Annotated in this window: 21 protein-coding genes; 7 read left to right on the top strand and 14 right to left on the bottom strand. The window is 58.8% G+C overall.

Annotated elements, in window-relative coordinates; all coding sequences use genetic code 11:
- Positions 1 to 27 precede the first annotated feature (27 nt).
- The 5 genes from CVU60_10905 to CVU60_10885 all read left to right on the top strand — a co-directional run bounded on the left by CVU60_10905 (position 28) and on the right by CVU60_10885 (position 3,624).
- The gene (locus CVU60_10905; GenBank protein PKN41519.1) at positions 28 to 798 is read left to right on the top strand and encodes a DUF4198 domain-containing protein; all 771 of its coding nucleotides are present in this window, start codon (positions 28 to 30) and stop codon (positions 796 to 798) included.
- 111 nt (positions 799 to 909) lie between these two features.
- Positions 910 to 1,536 carry a cobalamin biosynthesis protein CbiM gene (locus CVU60_10900; GenBank protein ID PKN41518.1) on the top strand — a complete coding sequence of 209 codons (627 nt, stop codon included), beginning with the start codon at positions 910 to 912 and terminating at the stop codon, positions 1,534 to 1,536.
- On the top strand, positions 1,529 to 2,143 hold the full coding sequence (locus CVU60_10895) for a cobalamin biosynthesis protein CbiL (GenBank protein PKN41517.1): 615 nt from the start codon (positions 1,529 to 1,531) through the stop codon (positions 2,141 to 2,143). The genes CVU60_10900 and CVU60_10895 overlap by 8 nt, the downstream gene beginning before the upstream one ends.
- Entirely contained in the window at positions 2,136 to 2,903 is a 768-nt protein-coding gene (cbiQ, locus tag CVU60_10890) for a cobalt ECF transporter T component CbiQ (GenBank protein ID PKN41516.1), read from the top strand. The genes CVU60_10895 and cbiQ overlap by 8 nt, the downstream gene beginning before the upstream one ends.
- Entirely contained in the window at positions 2,896 to 3,624 is a 729-nt protein-coding gene (locus CVU60_10885) for an ABC transporter ATP-binding protein (protein PKN41515.1), read from the top strand. The genes cbiQ and CVU60_10885 overlap by 8 nt, the downstream gene beginning before the upstream one ends.
- A gap of 87 nt (positions 3,625 to 3,711) precedes the next feature.
- On the opposite strand, the gene CVU60_10880 is transcribed toward CVU60_10885, so the two are convergent.
- Positions 3,712 to 4,020: a hypothetical protein gene (locus CVU60_10880; GenBank protein PKN41514.1), complete on the bottom strand. Its 309-nt coding sequence runs from the start codon at positions 4,018 to 4,020 to the stop codon at positions 3,712 to 3,714.
- A gap of 262 nt (positions 4,021 to 4,282) precedes the next feature.
- On the opposite strand from CVU60_10880, the gene CVU60_10875 reads away from it, so the two are divergent.
- Both CVU60_10875 and CVU60_10870 read left to right on the top strand, forming a co-directional pair.
- Positions 4,283 to 4,741, top strand: a complete 459-nt coding sequence (locus tag CVU60_10875; GenBank protein PKN41513.1) for a chemotaxis protein CheX — start codon at positions 4,283 to 4,285, stop codon at positions 4,739 to 4,741.
- 4 nt (positions 4,742 to 4,745) lie between these two features.
- Positions 4,746 to 5,561, top strand: a complete 816-nt coding sequence (locus CVU60_10870; GenBank protein ID PKN41512.1) for a hypothetical protein — start codon at positions 4,746 to 4,748, stop codon at positions 5,559 to 5,561.
- Positions 5,562 to 5,680: 119 nt separating this feature from the next.
- Here the strand turns inward: CVU60_10870 and CVU60_10865 are convergent, their stop codons facing one another.
- The 13 genes from CVU60_10865 to CVU60_10805 all read right to left on the bottom strand — a co-directional run bounded on the left by CVU60_10865 (position 5,681) and on the right by CVU60_10805 (position 22,079).
- Complete coding sequence (locus CVU60_10865) at positions 5,681 to 6,463, bottom strand: prepilin peptidase (protein PKN41511.1); 783 nt, start codon at positions 6,461 to 6,463, stop codon at positions 5,681 to 5,683.
- 113 nt (positions 6,464 to 6,576) lie between these two features.
- A complete protein-coding gene (locus CVU60_10860) occupies positions 6,577 to 7,818 on the bottom strand; it encodes a diguanylate phosphodiesterase (protein PKN41510.1) in 1,242 nt (413 codons plus the stop codon).
- A gap of 78 nt (positions 7,819 to 7,896) precedes the next feature.
- Complete coding sequence (locus CVU60_10855; protein ID PKN41509.1) at positions 7,897 to 9,144, bottom strand: diguanylate phosphodiesterase; 1,248 nt, start codon at positions 9,142 to 9,144, stop codon at positions 7,897 to 7,899.
- 9 nt (positions 9,145 to 9,153) lie between these two features.
- Positions 9,154 to 10,203, bottom strand: a complete 1,050-nt coding sequence (locus CVU60_10850; GenBank protein ID PKN41508.1) for an N-acetyl-gamma-glutamyl-phosphate reductase — start codon at positions 10,201 to 10,203, stop codon at positions 9,154 to 9,156.
- A 9-nt stretch (positions 10,204 to 10,212) separates the two neighbouring features.
- A complete protein-coding gene (locus CVU60_10845) occupies positions 10,213 to 10,518 on the bottom strand; it encodes a DUF1844 domain-containing protein (GenBank protein ID PKN41507.1) in 306 nt (101 codons plus the stop codon).
- Positions 10,519 to 10,520: 2 nt separating this feature from the next.
- Positions 10,521 to 11,699 carry an alanine--glyoxylate aminotransferase family protein gene (locus CVU60_10840; protein PKN41506.1) on the bottom strand — a complete coding sequence of 393 codons (1,179 nt, stop codon included), beginning with the start codon at positions 11,697 to 11,699 and terminating at the stop codon, positions 10,521 to 10,523.
- Positions 11,700 to 11,731: 32 nt separating this feature from the next.
- Positions 11,732 to 14,320 carry a DNA polymerase I gene (locus CVU60_10835; GenBank protein ID PKN41505.1) on the bottom strand — a complete coding sequence of 863 codons (2,589 nt, stop codon included), beginning with the start codon at positions 14,318 to 14,320 and terminating at the stop codon, positions 11,732 to 11,734.
- Between the two features lie 30 nt (positions 14,321 to 14,350).
- Complete coding sequence (locus CVU60_10830; GenBank protein PKN41504.1) at positions 14,351 to 15,376, bottom strand: phosphoesterase; 1,026 nt, start codon at positions 15,374 to 15,376, stop codon at positions 14,351 to 14,353.
- A gap of 7 nt (positions 15,377 to 15,383) precedes the next feature.
- A complete protein-coding gene (locus CVU60_10825) occupies positions 15,384 to 15,893 on the bottom strand; it encodes a cobalamin biosynthesis protein (GenBank protein ID PKN41503.1) in 510 nt (169 codons plus the stop codon).
- A complete protein-coding gene (locus CVU60_10820; protein PKN41502.1) occupies positions 15,886 to 16,605 on the bottom strand; it encodes a hypothetical protein in 720 nt (239 codons plus the stop codon). Before CVU60_10820 ends, CVU60_10825 begins: the two co-directional genes overlap by 8 nt.
- Positions 16,602 to 19,688: a DNA helicase UvrD gene (locus tag CVU60_10815; protein PKN41501.1), complete on the bottom strand. Its 3,087-nt coding sequence runs from the start codon at positions 19,686 to 19,688 to the stop codon at positions 16,602 to 16,604. The genes CVU60_10820 and CVU60_10815 overlap by 4 nt, the downstream gene beginning before the upstream one ends.
- Positions 19,685 to 21,370 carry a hypothetical protein gene (locus CVU60_10810; GenBank protein PKN41500.1) on the bottom strand — a complete coding sequence of 562 codons (1,686 nt, stop codon included), beginning with the start codon at positions 21,368 to 21,370 and terminating at the stop codon, positions 19,685 to 19,687. Before CVU60_10810 ends, CVU60_10815 begins: the two co-directional genes overlap by 4 nt.
- The gene (locus tag CVU60_10805; GenBank protein PKN41499.1) at positions 21,324 to 22,079 is read right to left on the bottom strand and encodes a molybdenum cofactor biosynthesis protein; all 756 of its coding nucleotides are present in this window, start codon (positions 22,077 to 22,079) and stop codon (positions 21,324 to 21,326) included. Before CVU60_10805 ends, CVU60_10810 begins: the two co-directional genes overlap by 47 nt.
- Positions 22,080 to 22,149: the final 70 nt, after the last annotated feature.

The following is a 22,149-nucleotide window of genomic DNA, read 5'->3' as shown; positions in this document are numbered from 1 at the left end:
ACCGTACAAGACGGGAGGTGCACTGCCATGTTCAGGACTCTTGCGCTTTGTTTCACCATGATTTTCTGTTTTTCAGGCGCGGCTCTGGCCCACTTCGGTATGGTCATTCCTTCTTCAAGCATCGTCATGGAGAAAAAGGATGCAGCCGTTTCCTTTGCCCTGTCCTTTTCCCACCCCATGGAAATGGTCGGCATGCCCCTTGTCGCTCCGGCTTCGTTCAAGGTGTTCGTGGACGGTGAAGGCCAGGAGATGAAGGATTCCCTCAAATCCGCCACGACAATGGAGCACCCGTCCTGGACGGCCGAATACGTGGTCAAGAGGCCCGGTGTGTACCAGTTTGTCATGGAACCCACCCCTTACTGGGAACCGGCCGAAGACTGCTTCATCGTCCATTACACCAAGACCGTGGTCGCCGCCTTCGGCGAGGAAGAGGGCTGGGGCGAACCCCTGGGCCTCAAGACCGAGATCGTCCCGCTGACCCGGCCTTTCGGCAACTATGCCGGCAATGTCTTCCAGGGCCAGGTGCTCCTTGACGGCAAGCCCGTGGCGGGCGCTGATGTCGAGGTGGAGTTCTACAACAGGGACAGGAAGTACGAGGCGCCGAACGAATACATGATCACCCAGGTGGTCAGGACCGACGCCAACGGCGTGTTCACCTATGCCGTGCCTTTCGCCGGATGGTGGGGCTTTGCCGCCCTGAACACGGCCGAGGAGCAGATGGACCACGAGGGCACGCCCAAGGATGTGGAGCTGGGCGCCGTGCTGTGGACCCAGTTTTTTGAACCCGCTCGCAATTAAACCCCGACCCCTGCGGGGCCCGATGCCCAGGAACGGAACATGTGCCGGGCATGGACACATGCCCGGCTTTTTGTCATGCCTCGCCAAACCACGTGAAGGGAGGGCAGACACGTGCATATTTCCGAAGGAGTTCTTTCGCCCGCCATATTGGGCCTGGGCGCGGTGCTTACCGCTGGCGGCACGGCCCTGGGCCTGCGCCGGCTCGATTACGACCGCCTCATGACCGTGGCCATCCTGGCCGCGGCCTTTTTCGTCGGCTCACTCATCCACATCCCCATAGGGCCCTCCAGCGCCCACCTGATCCTGAACGGACTCCTCGGCGCCATCCTTGGCTGGGCCGCGTTTCCGGCCATTCTGGTGGCCCTCATGCTGCAATCCGTGCTCTTTCAGTACGGAGGCTTCACGGTATTGGGCGTAAACGCCTTCAACATGGCTTTTCCAGCCGTGCTCTGCTTTCTGCTTCTGCGTCCGCTGCTGTCCCGCCCCGGACGGATGCGCACGGTGGCGGCGTTTTGCTGCGGAGCCCTTTCCGTGGCCGGTGCAGGCCTGCTCACGGCCCTCTCCCTGGCCTACACGGACGAGGGCTTCCTGCAGGCCGCAAGGCTGCTCTTTCTGGCCCATGTCCCGGTCATGATCGTCGAGGGCATCGTGACCACACTGGCCGTATCCTTTCTATCCAGGGTCCGGCCTGAACTCCTGAGTTTTGCATCAAGCGCTGAAGGGGGACTCCGTGCGTAGCTTTTTCCTGCTCGTTATTTTCGCTTTCCTGACTTCGGCCCCGGCACTGGCGCACCGGGTTAACGTCTTTGCCTACGTGGAAGGAGACGAGGTCATCGTCGAGTGCAGCTACAGCAAGTCCAAGCGGGTCCGGAACGGTGCCATCGAAGTCCGTGACGCAGAGACCGGACAGATGCTGCTGCAGGGCACGACCGACGAGGAGGGGCTGTTCCGCTTTCCCGTCCCTGATCAGGCACGCAAATCCGGAACCGGCCTGCGCATCCTCTTGCAGGCCGGAGAAGGGCATCAGAATGAATGGATTGTGGATGCGGCGGAATTCATGGACGCGGGTGCTCCAAGAACTCCTGTGGCCAATGCGGACGAAGCGGCCCCGGTTGTGGCCGAAAAGAACCTGGTCAGCGCAGCCCCTGGCGCGACGGGGTTGTCGCGAACTGATGTGGAAGAAGTGGTGAATGCCGCCCTCGACGCCAAGCTCGCGCCTATCAGGCGCGCCCTGCTCGAACAAAGCCAGGCCGGGCCCGGTATGCAGGAAATTATCGGCGGCATCGGCTGGATTTTCGGATTGGTCGGCGTCGCCGCCTATTTCAAGAGCCGCCCGCGTGTTTGACGAACCTTTTGCTCAGGGCAGGTCTCTGGTGCACGGCCTTGATCCCAGGGTGCGCTTGGCCATGGCAGCGCTTTTCTCCATCTGCGTGGCCCTGCTCAAGGAACCGCTGGCTGCGGGGTCGGCTCTGATTCCGGCCATGGCGATCCTGAGCCTGAGCGCGCCGCCCCTTGGAGTGCTCTGCAAACGCGTGGCGCTGGTCAACGTCTTCATTGTTTTTCTGTGGGTTATCGTGCCCCTGACCATGCCCGGCACGCCGTTTGCCGCCCTTGGCCCCCTGACCGCAAGTCGTGAAGGCGTTGCGCTGGTTTTGCTTGCCACCCTCAAGTCCAACGCCATCCTGCTGACCTTCCTGGCCCTGGTCACGACCATGGACTCTCCGACCATGGGGCACGCCCTGGACCGTCTAGGGGTGCCGTCAAAGCTGGTATTTCTGTTCCTTTTCACTTACCGCTACCTGCACGTCATAGCCGACGAATGGCAGCGCCTGGTAACGGCGGCCAGGCTGCGCGGGTTCGCCCCCCGCACCGGCATGCACACCTACCGCACCATCGGGAACCTTCTGGCCATGGTCCTGGTCAACAGCTTCGACCGCTCAAGCCGGGTCTACCAGGCCATGGTCCTGCGCGGGTTCCAGGGACGTTTCGTGTCCGTGGTCCGCTTCAGGGCGCGCCCGAAGGACGCGGCCTTCGCCCTATTGTGGCTGGCCGCCACGGCCGGCATCGTGCTCATGGACTTTTTTCCGGAGATACGCCTTGTCTGAAACGCCCATTTTCGCCCTGCAGGACGTGTCCTTTGCCTACCCTTCCGGCCATGCGGTACTGCACAACGTGAACTTCGCCTTTGCTCCGGGACAGAAAATCGGACTTTACGGCACCAACGGCAGCGGCAAGACCACCCTGTTCCACATCGTCATGGGTCTCATGACCCCGCAACGGGGCAAGGTCCTCTTCCATGGCGAACCGGTGCGCGGTGAAAAAGAATTTCGGGCCCTGCGCCGCGAGGTCGGCATGGTCCTGCAGAACGCCGAAGACCAGCTCTTCAACCCCACGGTCCTCGACGACGTGGCTTTCGGGCCCCTGAATCTGGGAATGTCCGTGGACGAGGCACGGGAGAGGTCTCTTGCGACCCTGAAGGATCTTGGGCTGGACGGGTTCGAGGGCCGGTTGACCCACCGGCTGTCCGGAGGGGAAAAAAAGCTGGTATCCTTGGCCACGATCCTGTCCATGCAGCCAAAGGTGCTTCTGCTGGACGAGCCCACCAACGGCCTTGACCCGCAGACCAGGGAACGCATCATCGAAATCCTGGACGCCCTGCCCACGGCCCGCATCATCATTTCACACGACTGGGACTTCCTGGCGCAAACGACATCGCGGTTCATGACCATAAAAGACGGCAGCCTCGTGACCGACGTGCCACACTTGCCGCACCGCCACGTGCATGCCCATCCCCTGGGGGACGAGCCACACCATCATCACGACTGAAGCGCCCGCCACAGGGGCGGGGACAGGACAGGCTTTTTTTTTGGATGTCCGGCGCAGGAAGATGAAACGCCCGGAACAGCGCAGACCTCAGAAGAATTCAAGGGCAGGGCGGAGCCTCTCGTACACGTCGCGCGCCTCTTCCATGCGTCCGTCGCGACCGGCCAGCTCCAAGTCCCGGGCCATCTCCGCGAGCTCAACCAGTCCCATGTTGAAAAGGGCCCCTTTGAGCATATGCCCCACGTCCGCGATCTCCTGTTCGTCACATAGCGAAAAGGCAGCCTCAAGGCGGCCCAGAGTGACGACCACCGTCTGGCAACCAAGCCCATAGAGCTCATCTATGTCGTCCATGCCCAAACCGTAAACCCGGCACAAATGTTCCTTGACCCGCTGCTTCATGCTTTTCTCCGTGCGTCGCTAGTCCAGACCTGATTCGAAATTTTTTGGTCAACCCCATTTAGAGGGCGCGGTTGCAGCTGGCCAGCTCCTCTTCGTGCATGAATCCATACGGAAAGGAATGTCGAGCCCCCCTCCCATGCGCCCGCGTCCGCAAAAAATCCTGACTTGCTCCCCTCTTGTGGTTGACCCCGGCCACAAATTTTCTTTATGAAATTCCACGGTGTGAAGTTTTCCCATCCACGCACCTCCCAAGGAGAACCCCATGGACCCATCGCTGGCCAAACCCTTCATCAAAGCAACTAAAGACGTCCTCGCCGCCATGGCCGCCCTCGAAGTCGTGGCCGGCACGCCGTATGTCAAGAAAGACAAAATGGCCAGAGGCGATGTCTCCGCCGTAATTGGCATCACCGGGGACAAACAGGGAACCTTCTCCATCTCCTTCGATCGCAAGACCGCCGTGCACATCGTCAAGCAGATGCTCGGCGACGCCATCGAGGACATCCTGCAGGACGTACAGGACGCCATGGGCGAGATCACGAACATGATCTCCGGCCAAGCCCGTGTGGGTCTGGTCGACATGGGTCTCAAGCTGCAGGGCTCCACCCCGTCGGTCATCATGGGCGATAACCACACCATTGCGCACATGAGTTCGGCCCTGGCCATCGCCATACCCTTCTCCTGCGAAGCCGGGACCTTCACCCTGGAATTCTGCTTCGAATAAGCCCATGAACGGCACGGGAAACATCAACGAACAGGTCTCCGAGCTGCTGCTCGGGGCCAGCGCCAGGTCGCTGACGGCTCCCAAGGAATTCGATCTCATGGAGATGCCGCTGGAAGGAGTGGCCGCTTTTTGGCTGTCCGTGAAAAAGACCATGGACTCCAGGAAAAAAAGCGGCGATTTCCTGCTTGAGGAGGCAAAGCACACCCGCGAGCCCCACGTCAGGTTTCTGCTCGAACTGGCCGCCTCATCGTTTTCTCCCAATCGCTGCGAGGAACTGGCTCAGGTCAGAAAAAAAAACATCCTGGCCGAATTGCACCGCAAATACGTGCTCATGGCCATCGGCCTGTTGGGTATCGTGTCCAAGGAAAACCCGCAAAAAGTGATGATCCGCTTTTTGTCCAAATTCCACATCGCGCCCATTTTTGAAAAACAGGTCTTCGAGGTCGCCCAGCTCATGCTCAGGAATCTGGACAATGCCGAGCTGAACAAGACCAAGTTTCTCAACATCGACCACAAGCTCAAGATCGAGGCGTTGATCATAAACCTCATTTTCTACTGCATGCTGGCCAGAAGAAACGGAGTCGAGCATCTCCTCGGATTTCAGGAATACATCTCGTCCCAGTATTTCAAGGACGGCCTCGCGCTCATCAATGACGGGTTCGACTACGACTTTGTCAAATTCCGGCTCAATCTGGTCAAAAAGGAGATTCTCGAAGCCACGGAAATGAAGATGGACCTGTCCATGCAGATGATGTCCGCCATCAAGTCCGGGACGCCCTTCAACGACCTCTACCTTATCGCCAAAGCCTTCCTGCCCTGACCTGGGGCACGGCCCCAAGGCTCGCAAAACAGTCAAAAATCACCTTCAAGCGGCGTACATCCCGCCGCTGCCCGTCCATGCCGCGGTGTCCGCTTGCACGCCCAAAATGTTTGGCCGCTTCAAAAATTCATGATCATCAGGAGCAGGTCCTCTCCCCAGAGCAGGGTCAGGACCGCGCCAAGACAGAGAAACGGGCCGAATGGGACGGCCGTGCGCAGACCCTGGCCTTCGGGACGGCGCAGGTAGACCACGGCGACCGCAAGGGCGCACAGGGCGGAGAGAAGGATCATGAGTGGCAGCAAGGACAGGCCGACCAAGGCCCCAAGGCTGAGCATGAGTTTGATGTCCCCGGTTCCGAGGGCATCGATCCCGCGCAGCCGCAGGTAAACCTGTTGCAGGACAAGAAAGATTCCCGCGCCAAAAAAAGCGCCAAGCAAGGTCTCAACCCAGTCCACGGGCAGAAAAAGCGGGGTGGACAAAGCCAGGATGGCCGCCGGATAGGTCAAAACGTCGGGCAGAATGAAGGAGTCCAGATCGATGAAAGAGGCCACCAGAAAAATCCCCAGAAATACCATGTAGGTCAACCACTGCGCCGTCGGACCGAATTTGATCGCAAAGAGCAGGGCCAGGATTCCGGACAAAAGCTCCACAGCCGGATAGCGCCAGTGGATCTTCCCCTTGCAGGAACGGCACTTCGCACCCAGCAGCAGGTAGGACAGGACCGGAATATTTTCCCACCAGGAAAGCACGTGGCCGCAGGCCGGACAATGCGAGCCGGGACTGATCACGGACATGCCCACCAGATAGCGATGCACGCAGACATTGTAGAAACTGCCCAGGCAAAGTCCCAGAATGAGGGCAATGGTATAAAAAAAAGCGGGATAAAAAAACAGCTCAACCATGCAGGCACCTTGATGGAAAAGTATTCAGGACACAATATTATGTGGTTACGGGATGTTGCGTGGATACTCAAGCACCTGGGCCAAAACAGTCCGCCAGAAGCGGGCAGCACCGCTCAACTCGTGACCCAGATCGCCCAGATCGAGGCCTCGGCGGAGAGCCTGTTGACGAGGGTGATGGGAATTCCCATCTGCTCGGTTTTTGCCGTCAGGCGATCCCAGTTGCAACGGTCAATCTCGTCGAGCAGGGACAGCCAGACCGCATTGGGATCATCCGGATCTGTCAGGGCCCGTTTTATGGCGGGGTCCAGGGGGATCTCCTCCAGCACCCGGCCCATGGACTGGTCCAGAATGGCGTCGAGCAGGGAAAAAAAGCCCATGAGGAACATGCCATCCTGATCGAACGACGTGGGATGTTTCTGCGCCAAAAGATGAAGAAAACGGGCCCGCTGTACGGAAATGCGGACCAGTTCGTGGGCTTTGTCCTCGGTGCTGACATCGGAAAGGATGACCACCTGCAGCCACTGCCTGAGATTCCGGGATCCAAGCATGGAAACCGCACGCGGGATCGAGGTGACCTTGATTTGCAGGCCGAAGAATGCGGAATTTATGTATTTGAGCAGCCGGTAGGAAATGGACAGATCCGTCTGAATAATCTCCACCAGCCTTGAGGATTCCACGTCCGGGACGCTCAATTCCCTTAACAACTTGATCTTGTTGACTTGCGAGGCAGACAGCTTGCGCCCGGGTATGACCTCGGGGCGATTCAGAAAAAATCCTTGAAAATAGGTGAAGCCGAGCTTTCTGCAAACCTTGAAGACGTCGTGGTTCTCCACTTTCTCGGCCAAGAGCAGCGCGTCGTATTTTTTGACCCCCGCAACAATCGCCGCGACCTGCGCCGGAGTCTTGCCGAGGACATCGATCTTGATGATGTCGACCATCTCGCACAAGGGTTCAAGGCCGGGGCTGCCTTCGAAATCGTCCAAGGCCAGCGTGTACCCGCGCCTCTTGAGTTCGCTGCAGGCGCTGAGGACTTCGGGTTCGGGCATGACGCTCTCCAGGATCTCCACCACGCACTGGTCCGAAGGCAATACATAGGGAGCCTCGCCGAGGAGCACGCTGCGCGGAAAATTGACCAGCGCCCTGGCTCCATGACGCAACCCCTGCACAGCGAGGTTGTAGCCATCAGCAATGATCTGCGTCGTGGCCTGATCGCCATCGGTGAACACGGCGTCCTGAATGTTTTCTTCGTGACGAAAAAGCAGTTCGTAGCCCCATATCTGCATCTGTGCCGTGAATATGGGCTGCCGGGCGACAAAAAACTTGTCGTAAAGCTGTTCCGGATACGTCTCTTCCATTGCCAGGTCCTTTTTAAAGAGCGCAAAGCACGACCCTGAAAACCCGCCAGATCTAGAAATAAAAAAACCGTCCCTACCCTAGGACGCCCCTCCCATGACTTCGTCTGTCCACATCGCGGCCTCAATGGCGACGCTGTCGATCAGCTCCATGGGAATACCCATCTGGCCGGCCTTTTCCTCAAGATCGGCCCAGCTGCCGCGATCGAGTTCATGCAAGAGTTCGATCCAGACAGAGTGCTTGCCGTGAGGGTCAACCAGGGTGGCCTTGATGTCCGGGTCAAGGGAAATCTCTTCGAGAACCTGCTCCATTTGCTGGTCGAGGATGGCGTCGAGCAGGGAAAAAAAGCCCATCACGAACATGCTGTCCGGAGAAAACGGAGTGGGGCAGGCCGAGGCCAGAAGCTGGAGGAAACGGCCGCGCAGGACGGATATCCGGACCAGCTCCTGGCCCTTGTCCGTGGAATTGACATCGGACAGGATGACCACCTGCAGCCATTGGCGCAGGTTCTGATGGCCAAGCATGTTCACGGCGCGCTGGATGGATTCGATTTTGCCGCGCAGGCTGAACCGGGCGGAATTGATGTATTTGAGCAGGCGGTAGGAAATGGAGAGATCCGTCTGAATGATTTCCACCAGCCGGGAAAGCTCCGCCTCGGATTCATTGAGTTCCTTCAAAAGCTTGATCTTGGTGCTCTGGCTGGCGGAGAGCTTGCGGCCGGGGACTATCTCGGGCTTGCTGAAGAAATACCCTTGAAAATATTCGAAGCCAAGACGCTTGCAGACGTTGAACATGTCGATGCTCTCGACTTTCTCGGCGAGAAGCCGGGCCTTGTACCCTTTGAGGTTCTGGACGATGGCCATGACCTCGCCTGGCGTCTTGCCCAGGATATCGACCTTGATGATGTCCGCTATTTCGCACAGCGGCTCAAAACCCGGATCCCCCACAAAATCATCCAGGGCCAGGGTATAGCCGTTTGCCTTCAGCTCCCGGCAGGCCGCCATGACATCATCCTCGGGCAGCACCGTCTCCAGGATTTCCACCACGCAACGCTCGGAAGGAAGCACATAGGGCGCATGCCCGAGAAGGACATTGCGCGGAAAATTGATCAGCGCCTTGATCTTGCTGCCCATGCCCCGGACTCCCAATGCGAAGCCGTCTGCGATGACCTGGGTCGTGGCCTGGTCGCCGTCCGTGAACACGGCGGACTGGGTCTCCCCGTGCCTGAATAGAAGCTCATAGCCCCAAATATTCATTTCGGTATTGAAAATGGGCTGTCTGGCGACATATATGCTGTCGTAGAACTTTTCAGGCACCTGTTCTGTCATTAAGGGCCTCTAAGGCATGAGTGGCGCAAAAGGCAGACCGACACCCTCTTCCAGGCCCAGCATGAGGTTGGCATTGGCAACGGCCTGGCCCGAAGCGCCACGGCAAAGGTTGTCTATGGCCGACACCACGATGAGTCTGTCCGTACGCGGGTCCGTGACCAGCCCGAGATCGCAGAAATTGGTGCCTCGCACCCATCTGGTTTCAGGCAGGGATCCCTGGGGCAAAAGACGTACCCACCGCTTGCCCGCATAAAACTCCTGGTAGCAGGCCCGGATTTGCTCCAGATCCGCGCCGGGGGAAAGTTTGGCGTAGGCGGTGGTCAGGATACCCCGATTGATGGGCAACAGGTGTGTATTGAAGGAGAGGCGTATTTCCCGCCCGGCGGCAAGGCTGAGCTCCTGCTCGATCTCGGGGGTGTGGCGGTGTTTGGTCAGGTTGTAAGCCCGGAAAGTATCCGAAACCTCGCAGAAAAGAGTGCCTACTCCTGCCTTGCGACCTGCTCCGGTGGTTCCGGACTTGGAATCGATGACCAGATCTTCGGGCGAGATAAGTCCCGCTGCCAGCGCCGGATACAGGGCCAGGATGGCGGATGTCGGATAGCAGCCGGGATTGGCGACAAGTCCGGCTCCGGCGATACGTGCGGCGTAGAGCTCCGGCAGCCCGTAAACGGCTTCGGTCAAGAGGGCGGTCCGGGTATGCGGTACCTGGTACCAGCTCTCGTAAACCTCATGGTCGCGCAGACGGAAATCAGCGCTCAAGTCCACAACCCTGGCTCCAAGCCCGCGCAGCTCCGCCGCCATTTCCATGGCCGTGCAGTGGGGCACGGCCAGAAAGACGAGGTCGCAATTGGCGGCCAGAAAAGCGCTGTCCGGAGCTGTTATCTCAAGTTCGCCAAGCTCCGTGCCCTGCAGGAAAGGATAAATTTTCTGAAGGGGCTGTCCGGCCTCCTTGCGCGACGTGACCTGGGTCAGACGCAGGCCGGGGTGGCCAAGCAGGATGCGGGTCAATTCCATTCCCGTGTAGCCGGTAACCCCGACCAGACCGACGCGCTTCACCATCCGTGCCCCCTATTTCGCCTTCTGCACATATTTCATGCGCAATTCAAAAAGCATGTCCCGAAGCAGCCGGGCTTCCTGTTCCGTCAGATTGCCCTTGGTCTTGCTCTCAAGCATGCACAGGATGTCGATGGTCTGCTTGGCGGCCAGCACATTTTCCATGAACTGCCCGCTTTCGGGCTCGGGCACCTCGCCCAGATGGACCAGGGCGGAAGAACTCATGGACAGGACAAAGGTCCCGAAATCCAGCTGCGGCATTTCCGGACAGGAGCAGGACAGCTCCTCGTACTCTTCGGCCAATTTTTTCTCTTCAGTCATATTCACTCCTTACGCCCGAATTCGGGGCAGCCGTCGCGCAGCGCTTCTTCATAGGCTGCGACGGCGTCTTCCAGGTACGTCCTTGCGGCGCAATATCCGCCGGCCGCGTGCAAACCCTCACGCAGGGCATAAAGCCCTGCCAGGACGTCGCTCCAATCAACATGACCCATGTGGCCAAGCCTTACAAGACTCTTCTTGAGTTCGCCCTGGCCCCCGGCCATGACAACTCCGTATCGTTCCGCCGCCACCTTGAGCACTTCGCTCCCATCGATGCCCACAGGCAGCCTTATGGAGGTCAGGCCCCAGGTGAAATGCGTCTTGGCCAGAAGTTCAAGACCCATGCTCATCGCTCCGGCCCGGGTCATGGAGGTCAGGGCCCATTGCTTGGCGTACACGGCTTCAAGAGTCTGCTCTTTGAACAGATCAAGACTCACGGCCAGCCCTTGCAGCAAATTCACGGGAGACGTGAAAAGAGTCTGGTGCCCCAGGCTCTTGTCCCGCTCGGCCAGCAGGTTGAAATAGAAATTGGTGGAGCCGACTTCGCGTGCCTTGTCCCAGGCGCGATCGCTAAAGGCCAGCAAGGCAAGACCAGGCGGAAGCATGAGGCCCTTCTGGGACCCCGTCAGCAGACAGTCGATGTCCCAGGCGTCCATGGGACAAGGTGAAATTCCGACCGCCGAGATGCCGTCCACGACAAGGAGCACGTCCTGGTCCCGGGTCACCGCGCCAAGCTCGTTCACGGGGTGCAACACGCCGGTGGAGGTTTCCGAGGCCTGAACCAGCACGCCGCAAAGCGAAGGATCCGCCGCCAGGGCTGCTTGCACATCCGCGGCGGACACGGCGCTACCGTTTTCAAGGACCAGGGAAGTGACCGCAAGGCCATGTGCCTCGGCGATCTCACGCCAGCGCTCCCCGAATTTTCCGCCCTCGACCACGAGCACTTTTTCGCCGGGCGCAAAGAGATTTGTCACGGCCGCATGCATGGCCCCCGTGCCCGAACATGACAGGGGCAGTACCTGCTGCGTGGTACCGAACAGGTACTTGAGGCCGGGCTGAATACGCTCCATGACCTGCACGAAATCGCGCTTGCGATGATGGATCATGTCCTTGGCCAGGGCCAGGCGAACCTCCTCCGGCAGGGGAGTGGGACCGGGAGTCAGCAATCTTAATTTATTGAGCATATCGTATCCGCAAAAATGCTTGCAAAGGATGATTATTGATGAGCCGCGCTCCAGTCGTCACCAACGCCCCAGTCGACCACGAGGGGTACGGAGAGGCTGTACACGGAGGCCATGATGCCGGCGACGGCTTCGCCCACTTCCCGGGATTTGGCCTCGGGAGCTTCGAGCAGAAGTTCGTCGTGAATCTGCAGGATCAGGCTCCCGCCTAATTCGCCAATAACCTGGCTCTTGTCCACTTCGAGCATGGCCTTTTTGATGATATCCGCCGCCGAACCCTGGACCACGGTATTGATGGCCATGCGCCGGGCCTGCTGCGCCATGTTCACGTTGCGGGAATTGATTTCGGGCAGCATGCGCCTTCTCCCGGCCAGGGTGGTCACATAGCCCAGGGACTTCGCCCCGGCCTCGATCTCCTCGTAGAATTCCCGCACGCGGGACAGCTTGCTGAAGTAGACCGAGATGAACTCCTTGGCCTCCTTCAGGCTGATCCCAAGCTCACGCCCCAGCTTCTGCGGACCCATGCCGTAGAGCAGGCCGAAGTTGATGGTCTTGGCCTTGCGTCGCTCGTCGGCACTGACCTCGGCCTTGTCGAAGAGGATTCCGGCCGTGCGGGCGTGGATGTCGTCACCGGCGGCAAAGGCGTCCGTCAAGGTCGGGTCCCCGGACATGTGCGCCAGCACTCTGAGTTCGATCTGGGAATAATCCGCAGCCACAAGCCGGTTCCCCTTGGCGGCCACGAAGCAGGAGCGCATTCGCGGGCCGAGCGCCCCGCGGATGGGAATGTTCTGCAGGTTCGGATTGCTGCTCGAAAGGCGGCCGGTCGCCGTGGCAAGCTGGTTGAAGGTGGTGTGGATGCGCCCGTTCTTGTCGGTCAGCCGGGGCATGGGCTCAAGGTATGTGGAGCGCAGCTTCTCGTACATCCGGAACTCGAGCACATCGGCGACGATGGCGTGCTCCCCGGCCAACCCTTCGAGCACGCTGCTGGACGTGGACTTCGCCCCGCCCGGAGTCTTCTGCTTGCTGGACAGGCCCAGCCTGGAAAAAAGCACTTCCCCCAGCTGCTGGCTGGAGCGGATGTTGAAATCTCCTCCGGCCTGCTCATGGATTTTTTGCGTCAGCCGATCCAGCTCGGTCTGAACCATGGACAGAAAATCCTGAAACCTAGTCTCGTCGATGCGGATGCCGCGTTTCTGCATACGCACCAGCACCTCGGTCAGGGGCAGCTCAAGGTCCTGCATAAGGCCGAGCAGCTCCGAACCGGCAAGCCTCGCACGCAGCAGGCGACCAATCGCCAGCACTGCCTGACCGTGATTTTCCCGGTGCACGTCGATCTCATCGCCCAGCCCGTCGCGAATCCGCTCCAGGGTATAATTGCGATCTTCGGGGCTCAGCAGATAGGCGGCAAGCTCGATGTCGAAAACTTCGGTGCAGCCCGAGAGATCAAGGCGCCCCTGCTCGAGCACGCTCTTGTACGAAGTCACGAACACGTGCGCTCCGGTCAACGCGCGGCACAGATCCGCAGCCGGGCCCATGTACAGGATCTCTTCGGCGTCCGTACCCAGAATCCATTTCTCGTCCTCGGCGTACAGGCCCACGTCCTTTCCGGCCATGGACTCAAGGCTGGGTGCCAGACGGGGCTCGACCCGGACCGGGCCGGATTTTTCATCACCGTCCGGGACCGGATCGCTCTTCGCGGCCGCCTCCGCCTGGACGCCCGCATCCCTGATACGCCCGTTCTTGCGGGCCAGGGCCTGAAACTCCGACAACAGGGAGCGGAACTCGTATTCCTTGAAAAAATCCAGTGCTCCGGCGTCGATCTCTCCCACGGCCAGATCGTCAAGGCTGAACTCCGTGCACATGTCCGTACGCAGGGTGGTCAGCTGCCGATACACGAAGACCTGCTCCATGTGCGGAGCGAGCAGAGTCTGTTCCTTGGCCGTCAGGCGGTCGAAATTTTTCTTGAGCTCATCGAGGCTCGGGAAGCGGCGCAGAAAGCCCATGGCCGTCTTCGGCCCGACTTTGGGGATGCCGGGAATGTTGTCCGCGGCGTCGCCGGTCATGGCCTGAAAATCCGCCCACTGCTCCGGCTGAAGACCCGCCTCCTCGACAAATCCTTCGCGAGTGACAAGCTTCTCCTTGCCCTGGGCCGGGTCCCACATGACGACGTTCTCATCCAGGCACTGCCGCAGGTCCTTGTCCGCACCGACAATGACCACGCTGCGTTCTTCCTTGAAACGCCCAGCCAGGGAGGCGATGCAGTCGTCGGCCTCCCCGCCCTCGGCTTCGAGCACGCGGATGCCCAGCAGCCTGAGTCCGGCCTTCAGGGGGTCAAGCTGCGCAGCCAGACCTTCGGGCATGCGGGGCCGATTGGCCTTGTAGGTAGGCAGAAGTTCGTGCCGATACGTCGGGGCGCGGCCGTCGGTGACGAAAACGAGGTGGGATGGATTCTCTTCGCGCAGGAGCTTTAAGACCAGCTTGAAGACGATATACATGGCGCTGGTCGGAAACCCGTCGGAACGCTTGAAATCGGGATAGGCGTAAAAACCGCGATAGATGAAGGCGTGACCGTCGATCAAAAAAAGCGGCTCGGTTTTCAGTCCGAGCCTTGTTTGCAAACTCATGCGCCCTCCGTTTGGGGGAAGCGGGTCCGGTTATGAGGCCCCGTTCTGTGCTGTATCCAGCTCTTTCTTCTTTTTCTTCACTTCCGTGCCGCCATGCAGGCGCTCCCACACGAACTGGCTGGCATGCTGACAGCCCAGCTTTTCCATGGGGATCTCGGCCCGGGCCATGGACTTGTGTCCTCCGGCCGAACCCACGTCGCCGAACAGGCGCTTGGCGAACTTGCCCATGTCGCGGCGCAGGCCGTCGCCGCGAAAGACGACAACGAGCTTGTCCTCGCTGATGCCGCTGATCATGGTCGTGGACAGCCCGTGCACGCGCAGGAAAAAATCGGCCAGGACGACCAGGATGTCGGAAGAGTCGACCTTGCCCATGAAGATGGTGATGGTCTTGCCGGAGACCCGCATCTTGCGGAAAGCCTGGGTGAAGTACTTGAGCCACTCCAGGCGGAATTCCGAGCGGATGATCTTGTGCAGCAGGGGTTTGTTGTAGAATTTCGAGAGATAGCGAAAAGCCTTCATGTCGTTGTCATGAAACTCGCGCTCGAAACTCTGGGTGTCGGTCTTGATCCCGTAAAGAAGAGCCGTGGCCAGCAGCTTCCCCGGACGCAGTCCCAGGTTGTACAGATACTCGGTCATGATGGTCGCGTTGGAACCATACTCCGACACGATCTCGACAAAATCGGCTTGCACGGGCGTCCCCGCCACCTTGGGATGATGATCGATGACCACTGAAAAATGGATGTTCGCAAAATCCGGATGGTGGTGCGGCTGAGAATCAACCAGCGCAAAACGGTCGTACTGGGCCAGCAGAAGCGGGTTGAGCTTCTTGGTCGCAATACGCAAGAGACGGATCATGGCCAGGTTGTCGGGCCTGGTGATCTCGTTGACGTGGGCGATGGCGACCTGTTCCACGCGACCGGCGAGGATGCGCTTCAAGGCCATGGCCGAGGCCAAGGCATCGGGATCGGCATTGATGAGGATCAGCCAACGCTCATTTTTATTCAGCAATTCTTGAAGCTTGGCTAGCTTCGGATCCAGCTTTCGAAAATAGGCCATGACCTTCTCACTTGAGTTTTTGGGCCAACCCGGCAACGACCAGATACACACTTGTACTGATACTGGCAATTTCACGGTTGAGTTGACCCAGATCACGGGCAAATGCCCGTATTTCGCCATCGAACGCAAGAGGTCCGAGGCCCATTTCAGTCGAGACCAAAATCAGATTGCCACCTCTGTGGACCTGAAGCCGGGCGAAAAATTCCTCTCTTTTGCGTCTGGCGTCTTCGGAGTTTTCACCCGCAAGGGAAAACATCCAGAAATCAAGACTGTCCACCAGGACGCTGCCTCCAAGAGGGACAAGGGCCCCAAGCGCTCCGCCCAGGTCGGTGTCCACTTCCCGCACCGCGATATCCGCATCCCGGCTCAATCGATGGGTAATGATCTGTCGCCTAAAGGCAAGGTCCCGGGATTTTCCCGTGGCGACAAGCGTCCAGGGGCGCGGCCCCTGACACAGGAGCTCAAGCCCGAAATCGGATTTGCCGGATTTGTTGCCGCCAAGGACCAGATCAATCATGGTGCATGCCCCACCGAAGAAGCCAGGACTTGAGCAGATTCAGGGAACGGCCAAGCTCTTCAAGAGAAAAGATTTCAACCACCAGCGTTTCATTCCCCTCAAGACGCAACAGTATGTCGCGCAAAAGGTTCGGATCGGGCAACTGGTCAAGACCCGCATGCCCGCGCTCCGATTCTCCGCCATAAATGTGGAGAATGCGCACGCGCTCGAAAAATCCGGGCAGACTCATCACTCTTTGCTGACCATAACTGACCATGTGTCCCACATCCAGACAGACCCCAAGCCCAAGTGCGCCGATTTCATCCCAGATCTCGCAAAGATCCCCCTCGCGGGTGTTTTCCAGCCAGAGCATGGAGGCAAGCCCGGGCCTGTGCCGCAGCAGTCCGGAAAGGTCCCCGGGTCTGGGAGGATGGAGCACATAACCGCGTGGGCGCATAAAGGCAATTTTTTGCTCAAGGGCGAAAATCGCGTCGCCAACGGCGGCCGCTCCGTCCTTCCAAGGCAGGTCGAGGGGCAGATGGGCATGGTAGTCAAGGCCCAGTTCGGGCAGGTTCGCGGGCAGGTCGAGTTCATCGTAATCCAGGCAGCCGCGTGTCTCAAGAAGCATGAGCGCCACTTCCCTCACCATGGGGGAAAGGGCCCGGCAATTGGGCCCTACCCGATCGGGGATGACGCAGGATGGTGCGGCCAGCCGGAATTGCATGCTGGTCAAAACAGGCTCAGCTGCCGTTCGTTGCGGCGCACATGGCGCTTGATGGCGCTCTTGCGCAACATGTCCTGGGGCAGACGGCGCACCAGGGACGACAGGGCCAGTTTCAGGGTCTTGCCGAAAACGCGCCGACTGGCGCAGTGACTCAGGAAAAGCATGGACTTGGCCCGGGTCAAACCGACATAGAAGAGACGGCGCTCCTCGTCCATGTCGAGCACATTGTCGTCGCCGGGCTTGCCAAGGAGCATGTCCATCCCCGCGAAAGGCAGGATGCCCTCTTCCAGGCCGGGCAGGAACACGACCTCGAATTCAAGTCCCTTGGCCCCGTGCATGGTCATGATTTGCACTTTCTGGGCCTTGGCCCTGATGGCGCAGAGCTCGGTTTCAAGCCTGACCATGTTCAAGAGCCCGCGCCAGCCCGAGCAGGCCTGAAAGGCCTTGACCAGGTCAACAAAGGCCCTGCTCTTCCAGAACAGCGCGTCAAAGGGCGGAGTCGAGGAAAAGTGGACGGCCATGGCCAGCGGACCCTTTTCGACCACGTCCTCGGGACAGGACGGAATCTGCTCGTCCAGAGCGTCGGGCAATCCGAGCACGTTTCCGGCAATGCGCAAAATGAGATCCACCCGCGCGTCAACGAAAAAGGATTCCTCTTCCGGCACGGACACGGGTATCCCGGCGGTCTGAAGGGCTTTGGCGATAGGTCCTATGAGGGCCTTGAAGCGAACCAGAACGGCGATGTCGCCGGGAGAAATGCTTTTTCCCTCGTGCATGTCGGCCTGCCAGTGTCCCGTGCCACCCAGAAGCTCGCGCACCCGCCCAGCGATCCAGCCCGCCTCCTGCTCGGCACCCTGGGCTTCGAACAGCACCAGGGATGCGGCCAGGGATTTTTGGGCCACAAGGGTCTGTTTTTCCGTAAAAAGATGCGCTGCAAGGCTGAGTATCTGCTGCGCCGAGCGATAGTTGTGAACCAGCCTGATCCTCTTCAAATCCGGCCACAGATCGCGCAGCCTGACCTCGACATCGCGCACCGCACCGCGAAATCCGTAAATAGCCTGGTTCGGATCACCGATGGCAAAAAAACCCCGCCCGCCCTGGGAACAAAGCGCCGTGACCAGTCCGAGCTGCAGGGCGGAGAGGTCCTGCACCTCGTCGATCAGGACATGATCGTAGCCCGGAACGTAATGCCCAAGCTCCAGATGTTCGAGCCAGAATTCGAGCAGGTCGGTGTAGTCGACCAGGTTGAAGCGGACCTTGTCGTCCAGATAGCGTCTGGTGTGTTCGCCGGGGATGCGCACCCCGTTTTCGCGGGCCAGGGACTGTTCATTCCAGGCGGTTTTGAGTTCCTTGCCCTGCAGATCGGGATTGGCCGCCGCGAAAAGCCTGCGGCTGCTCTCCTCGGACAGAAGGATCGGGGCCTCACCCATGACCGAGGTCCAGTATTCGAGCCCAAGCGCATGCAGGGTGTCGGTCTTGGGCAACACGGGCAGGCCCGGACAAAGCCGCTGCAAGCGGTCTTTGAGTTCCCGCGCGGCTTTGCGGGTGAAGGTCAGAATCAGGATTCGCGCCGGATCTGCCCCCTGTTCAAGCAGGTGCCGCACCCGCCCCATGAGGGTCTGGGTCTTGCCCGTGCCCGGTCCGGCCAGGACCAGCACTGGTCCGGGCCCGGCAAGAATCGCGGCCATCTGCATTTCGTTGGCGGTCTGGGCCGTTTCCTGCGCCTCGGACGAGGCTTCCCCCATGGCCTTTCGCCAGCGCTGTCCGGGCACTTCCGGAGGCGCGGACCGGGCGGCCATGGACAGCATGCGGCCATGCCTGAATTCGAGCAACTCCTGAGGAGCGAACATGGAAATGCGTCCATACTCGCCGTCGTAGCCGGAATGCCTGTGCACCACGCCCTGACGCATCCTGCGCACGGCCTCGGCCAGAACCGTGGAGGAACGCCGCAGGTCCTCTTCAGGAGCGCACCGCAATATGTTGAATTCGGAGCCGAAATCCCGCACCAGCTGGTTGTACATGCCAAGCACTTTCTTTGTGCCAGGACCCACCCCCAGTATTTCCGAAAGAATTTCGGTCAGGGGCACCAGGGACGAGAACCCCGGATGATGGGCGGGGCGCTCGGGCAGCTCCCGGTCCGAGAGGGCAAAGATGCGATTGAGCACGCCGATGGTCAGAGGTTTGCCGCAGACCGGGCACAGTCCGCGATGCACTGCGGTCTCCTGGGGTTCAAGGACCACACCGCATTTACGATGGCCGTCGAGATGATATTTTCCTTCCTCGGGGTAGAATTCGAGGGTGCCTTCAAAACGCGTCGCCTCGCTCTGGCGCCGCAGGCCCGCGCGTATCCCCGCAAAAGACATTTCTCCTGAAAAGAGATTGACTTCCCGGCCCAGCCTTTCCCCGGAATGGGCGTCGGAATTTGAGACCAGGGTGAAACGGTCCAGGGCGCTGACCATCCAGTTCATCTCGGGATCGGAGGAGAGGCCGGTTTCCAGGGCGAAAATCTCTCCACTCAGATCCTCGAAACAATCTTCGATACGATCAAAGCCGGACTTCGACCCGAAAAGGGAAAACCAGGGAGTCCAGATGTGGGCGGGGATGAGATATGCAAGCGGATCGGTTTCAAGAACCATCTCGAGAAGATCATGCGCGTCGAGTCCGAGAATGGGGCGGCCGTCCGAGGCGAGATTGCCGACCTGCGCCAGCCGGGTGTTGAACCGTGACGCCGCGTCGATGCTCGGCATGAAAACCAGATTGTGAATTTTGCGGACTTTGCCACGCTTCTTGTAGATGGAGCTGATCTCGGTGCAGAGCATGAAACGGATTTGAGCCGTGTTCATGTTCCCGGAATACCAGGGCAGTTCCTGTTCGAGCGCCTTGCCGTCGCGCAGGCGCAAGAGACCGCTTTCCTCTGCTTCAAGCTGCTCTGTGATGATGTCCATCCAGCCCGGATGAGTGAAATCCCCGGTCGCCAGAACGTCGATACCCTTGATCCCGGCCCAGGCCACCAGATTTCTGGGTGTGAGGTTCTTGCTCGTAGCCCGGGAAAATTTGGAATGAATGTGCAGGTCGGCGATGAAATTGTTCACGTTGTGTCCTGGATATCCTTTTGGGTCCGGAAAAAGGAGAGGTCCTGAACCAGCACGGCTCTGGTTCCTCCCGTGGGAATATTGAGCAGATCGATGAATGTTCCATTCTGAGCGGCGAGCCTGCGGGCGATCGCCAGACCCAGACCAGAACCCACGGCCTTGCTGGTCACGAACGGATCGAAGCACTTGTCCAGCATATCCGAGGCCAGCCCCGGGCCATTGTCGGCGATGCTCAGGGTTCTGGCGCCGCGTCCCTGCGTCTCGCGAATGCTGATCTTCGGGTCTTGCGTGTTCTCGAGAGCCTGCATGGCGTTGACCACAAGATTTATGAGAATCTGATGCAGCTGATTGCGATCAAAATAAAACGGCTCGTTCCCGACTTCAATGTTTATGGCAACTTTCGGATACTGCAGCCTCAGGGGCATGAGCACATGCTCAAGCTCCTTTGCCAGATCAAGAGCCAATGGCTCGGGCGCCTTGGGACGGGCAAAGATCAGAAAATCCTTGAGCAGAAAATCAAGTCGGTCGATATCACGCAGTATGACCCTTGAAAGCCTGTCGGAAAATTCCTTTTCCAGATCATCCGAGAGAAGAAGCTGCAGACTGGTCTTGATCCCGGCCAGCGGATTCTTCATTTCATGGGCAAGACCGGCAGCCAGTTCGCCGACACTGGCCAGTTTCTCCATTTCCTTGACCTGCCGTTCCAGTCTCTGCACTTCGGTGATGTCGGAGAAGAGAATCATCCAGCCCTGATTTTTCGGCAATTGAGTCATCTTGAACCCGAAAACCAGGCCACGTTCGTTGCTGATGACCATGTTCCGACGCAGGCAGGATAGTTCCCGATCATTCCAGAAAGGAAGAAATTCCGGAAAATATGCATCAAATCCGGTGCCGATCATCTCGTTGCGATCGTGTCCGGGAAGCCAGTCAAGGGCGCGTTGATTGACGGTGGTGATGCGGCCGTCATTGTTGACGACCAGGAGTCCAGCATCGATCCAGTCGAAAACGCGGTACTTTATCTCCTCGGCTTTGCGCAGGGCTTCTTCCTGCTCGATGATCCTGTACAAAAGCCGGTTTTCAGCCGTACGGCTCAGTTTGACCAAAGAGCTGACCAAAATTAGCGCCAACGTCAGCAAACTGTAGTTATAGGCCAGATCGGAACCGCGAATGTGAGTCTGAGCCCAATAATGAGGATAGTAAAATTGAACGCAGGATATGATGAAAAGAAGAACCCAGACAAGTAAAGAGGATATGATTATTGTTTTGAAACCGATTATTCGGCCATAGAAAAAAAGACATAATATATAAAGAAAAGCAAAAGCACTAAATGATCCACCAGTTAATACAACCCACCATGTCGTTAAAATTATATCTGCAAAAAGCTGAATTCTGAATAACAGGAAAGAACTTACGAATCGCTTATTTGCCAGAAGATATATGATGCTGAGTGAAAAACCAGTTATAAAAAAAATAATATACTGAAAATCTCGATTTACTTCCAGCCTCATGCCTCTGTCCGAAATATTGACGATCTCGGCCAAGGCCAAAAACAAAAGAAAGACCATGATCCCGAGACGGATCACGGAGAATTTGATGTAGAAATTTTTGAATTCTTCGGAAGGTTTCAGCTCAGGGTTATTGTCCACAATCCCTAGGATCTCCCTGCAGTTTTTCCACCGCATGCTTGAGCGCGGGCAAGATGGCGTGCAAATTTTCTCGCACGGCCTTGGGGCTTCCTGGCAGATTGACAATCAGGGAGAGGCCCATGACTCCGGCCACGGCGCGGGAAATCATGGCGTGCGGAGTCTTGGCGAGGGAGGTTTGGGTCATGGCCCGCTCAAATCCCGGCAGGCGCTTGTCCAAAAGAGGCAGGGTCACTTCGGGAGTGATGTCGCGGGGGCCGACCCCGGTTCCGCCGGTGGTGAAGACAAGATCGAAGCCCTGAAAAAGACAGCAGTCCGCAAGGGCCGACTTCAGGATTTGGGGTTCGTCGGGAATGATCATTCCCCGTGCAAGGCTGATCTCCATGGCTTCCATGGCCGCATCGCGGATGGCCGGACCGCTGGCATCGACGCGCTCGCCCCGCGAACCCTTGTCGCTCAGGGTGATCCAGGCCAGGGAAAATCCCCGCCGGGAACGCGTGCAGGAAAATTCTCCGGGAAAGAACACGCCCTTTTCCTTTCGGGCAATCCAGGCGGGCATGAAGAGTCCGTCTTCCCGGCAGAGCCGGATCCGGCTTTCAAGCTGCACGGAACAGTTCGGATCGTGAATCACGTCCCCGGCCCGCAGTTCCTCATCTGCTTCGAACCAGCCGTGGATCAGCGGATGATCCGGTCCCTGACCAATGATCACCGTACCGGCGGTATAGGCATCCTTCCAGGTAACGAGCATGCAAGGCCCCTTGTACTTCGAATTATTTTGTATTGACCTGTTTTGCCTACCAAAGCCCGGCGCTGTTGTC

The organism is Deltaproteobacteria bacterium HGW-Deltaproteobacteria-18, from assembly GCA_002841885.1.
GTDB lineage: Bacteria > Desulfobacterota > Desulfovibrionia > Desulfovibrionales > Desulfomicrobiaceae > Desulfomicrobium.
The sequence above is the reverse complement of the archived record's forward strand: the minus strand, read 5'-3'. Positions and strand labels throughout refer to the sequence as shown.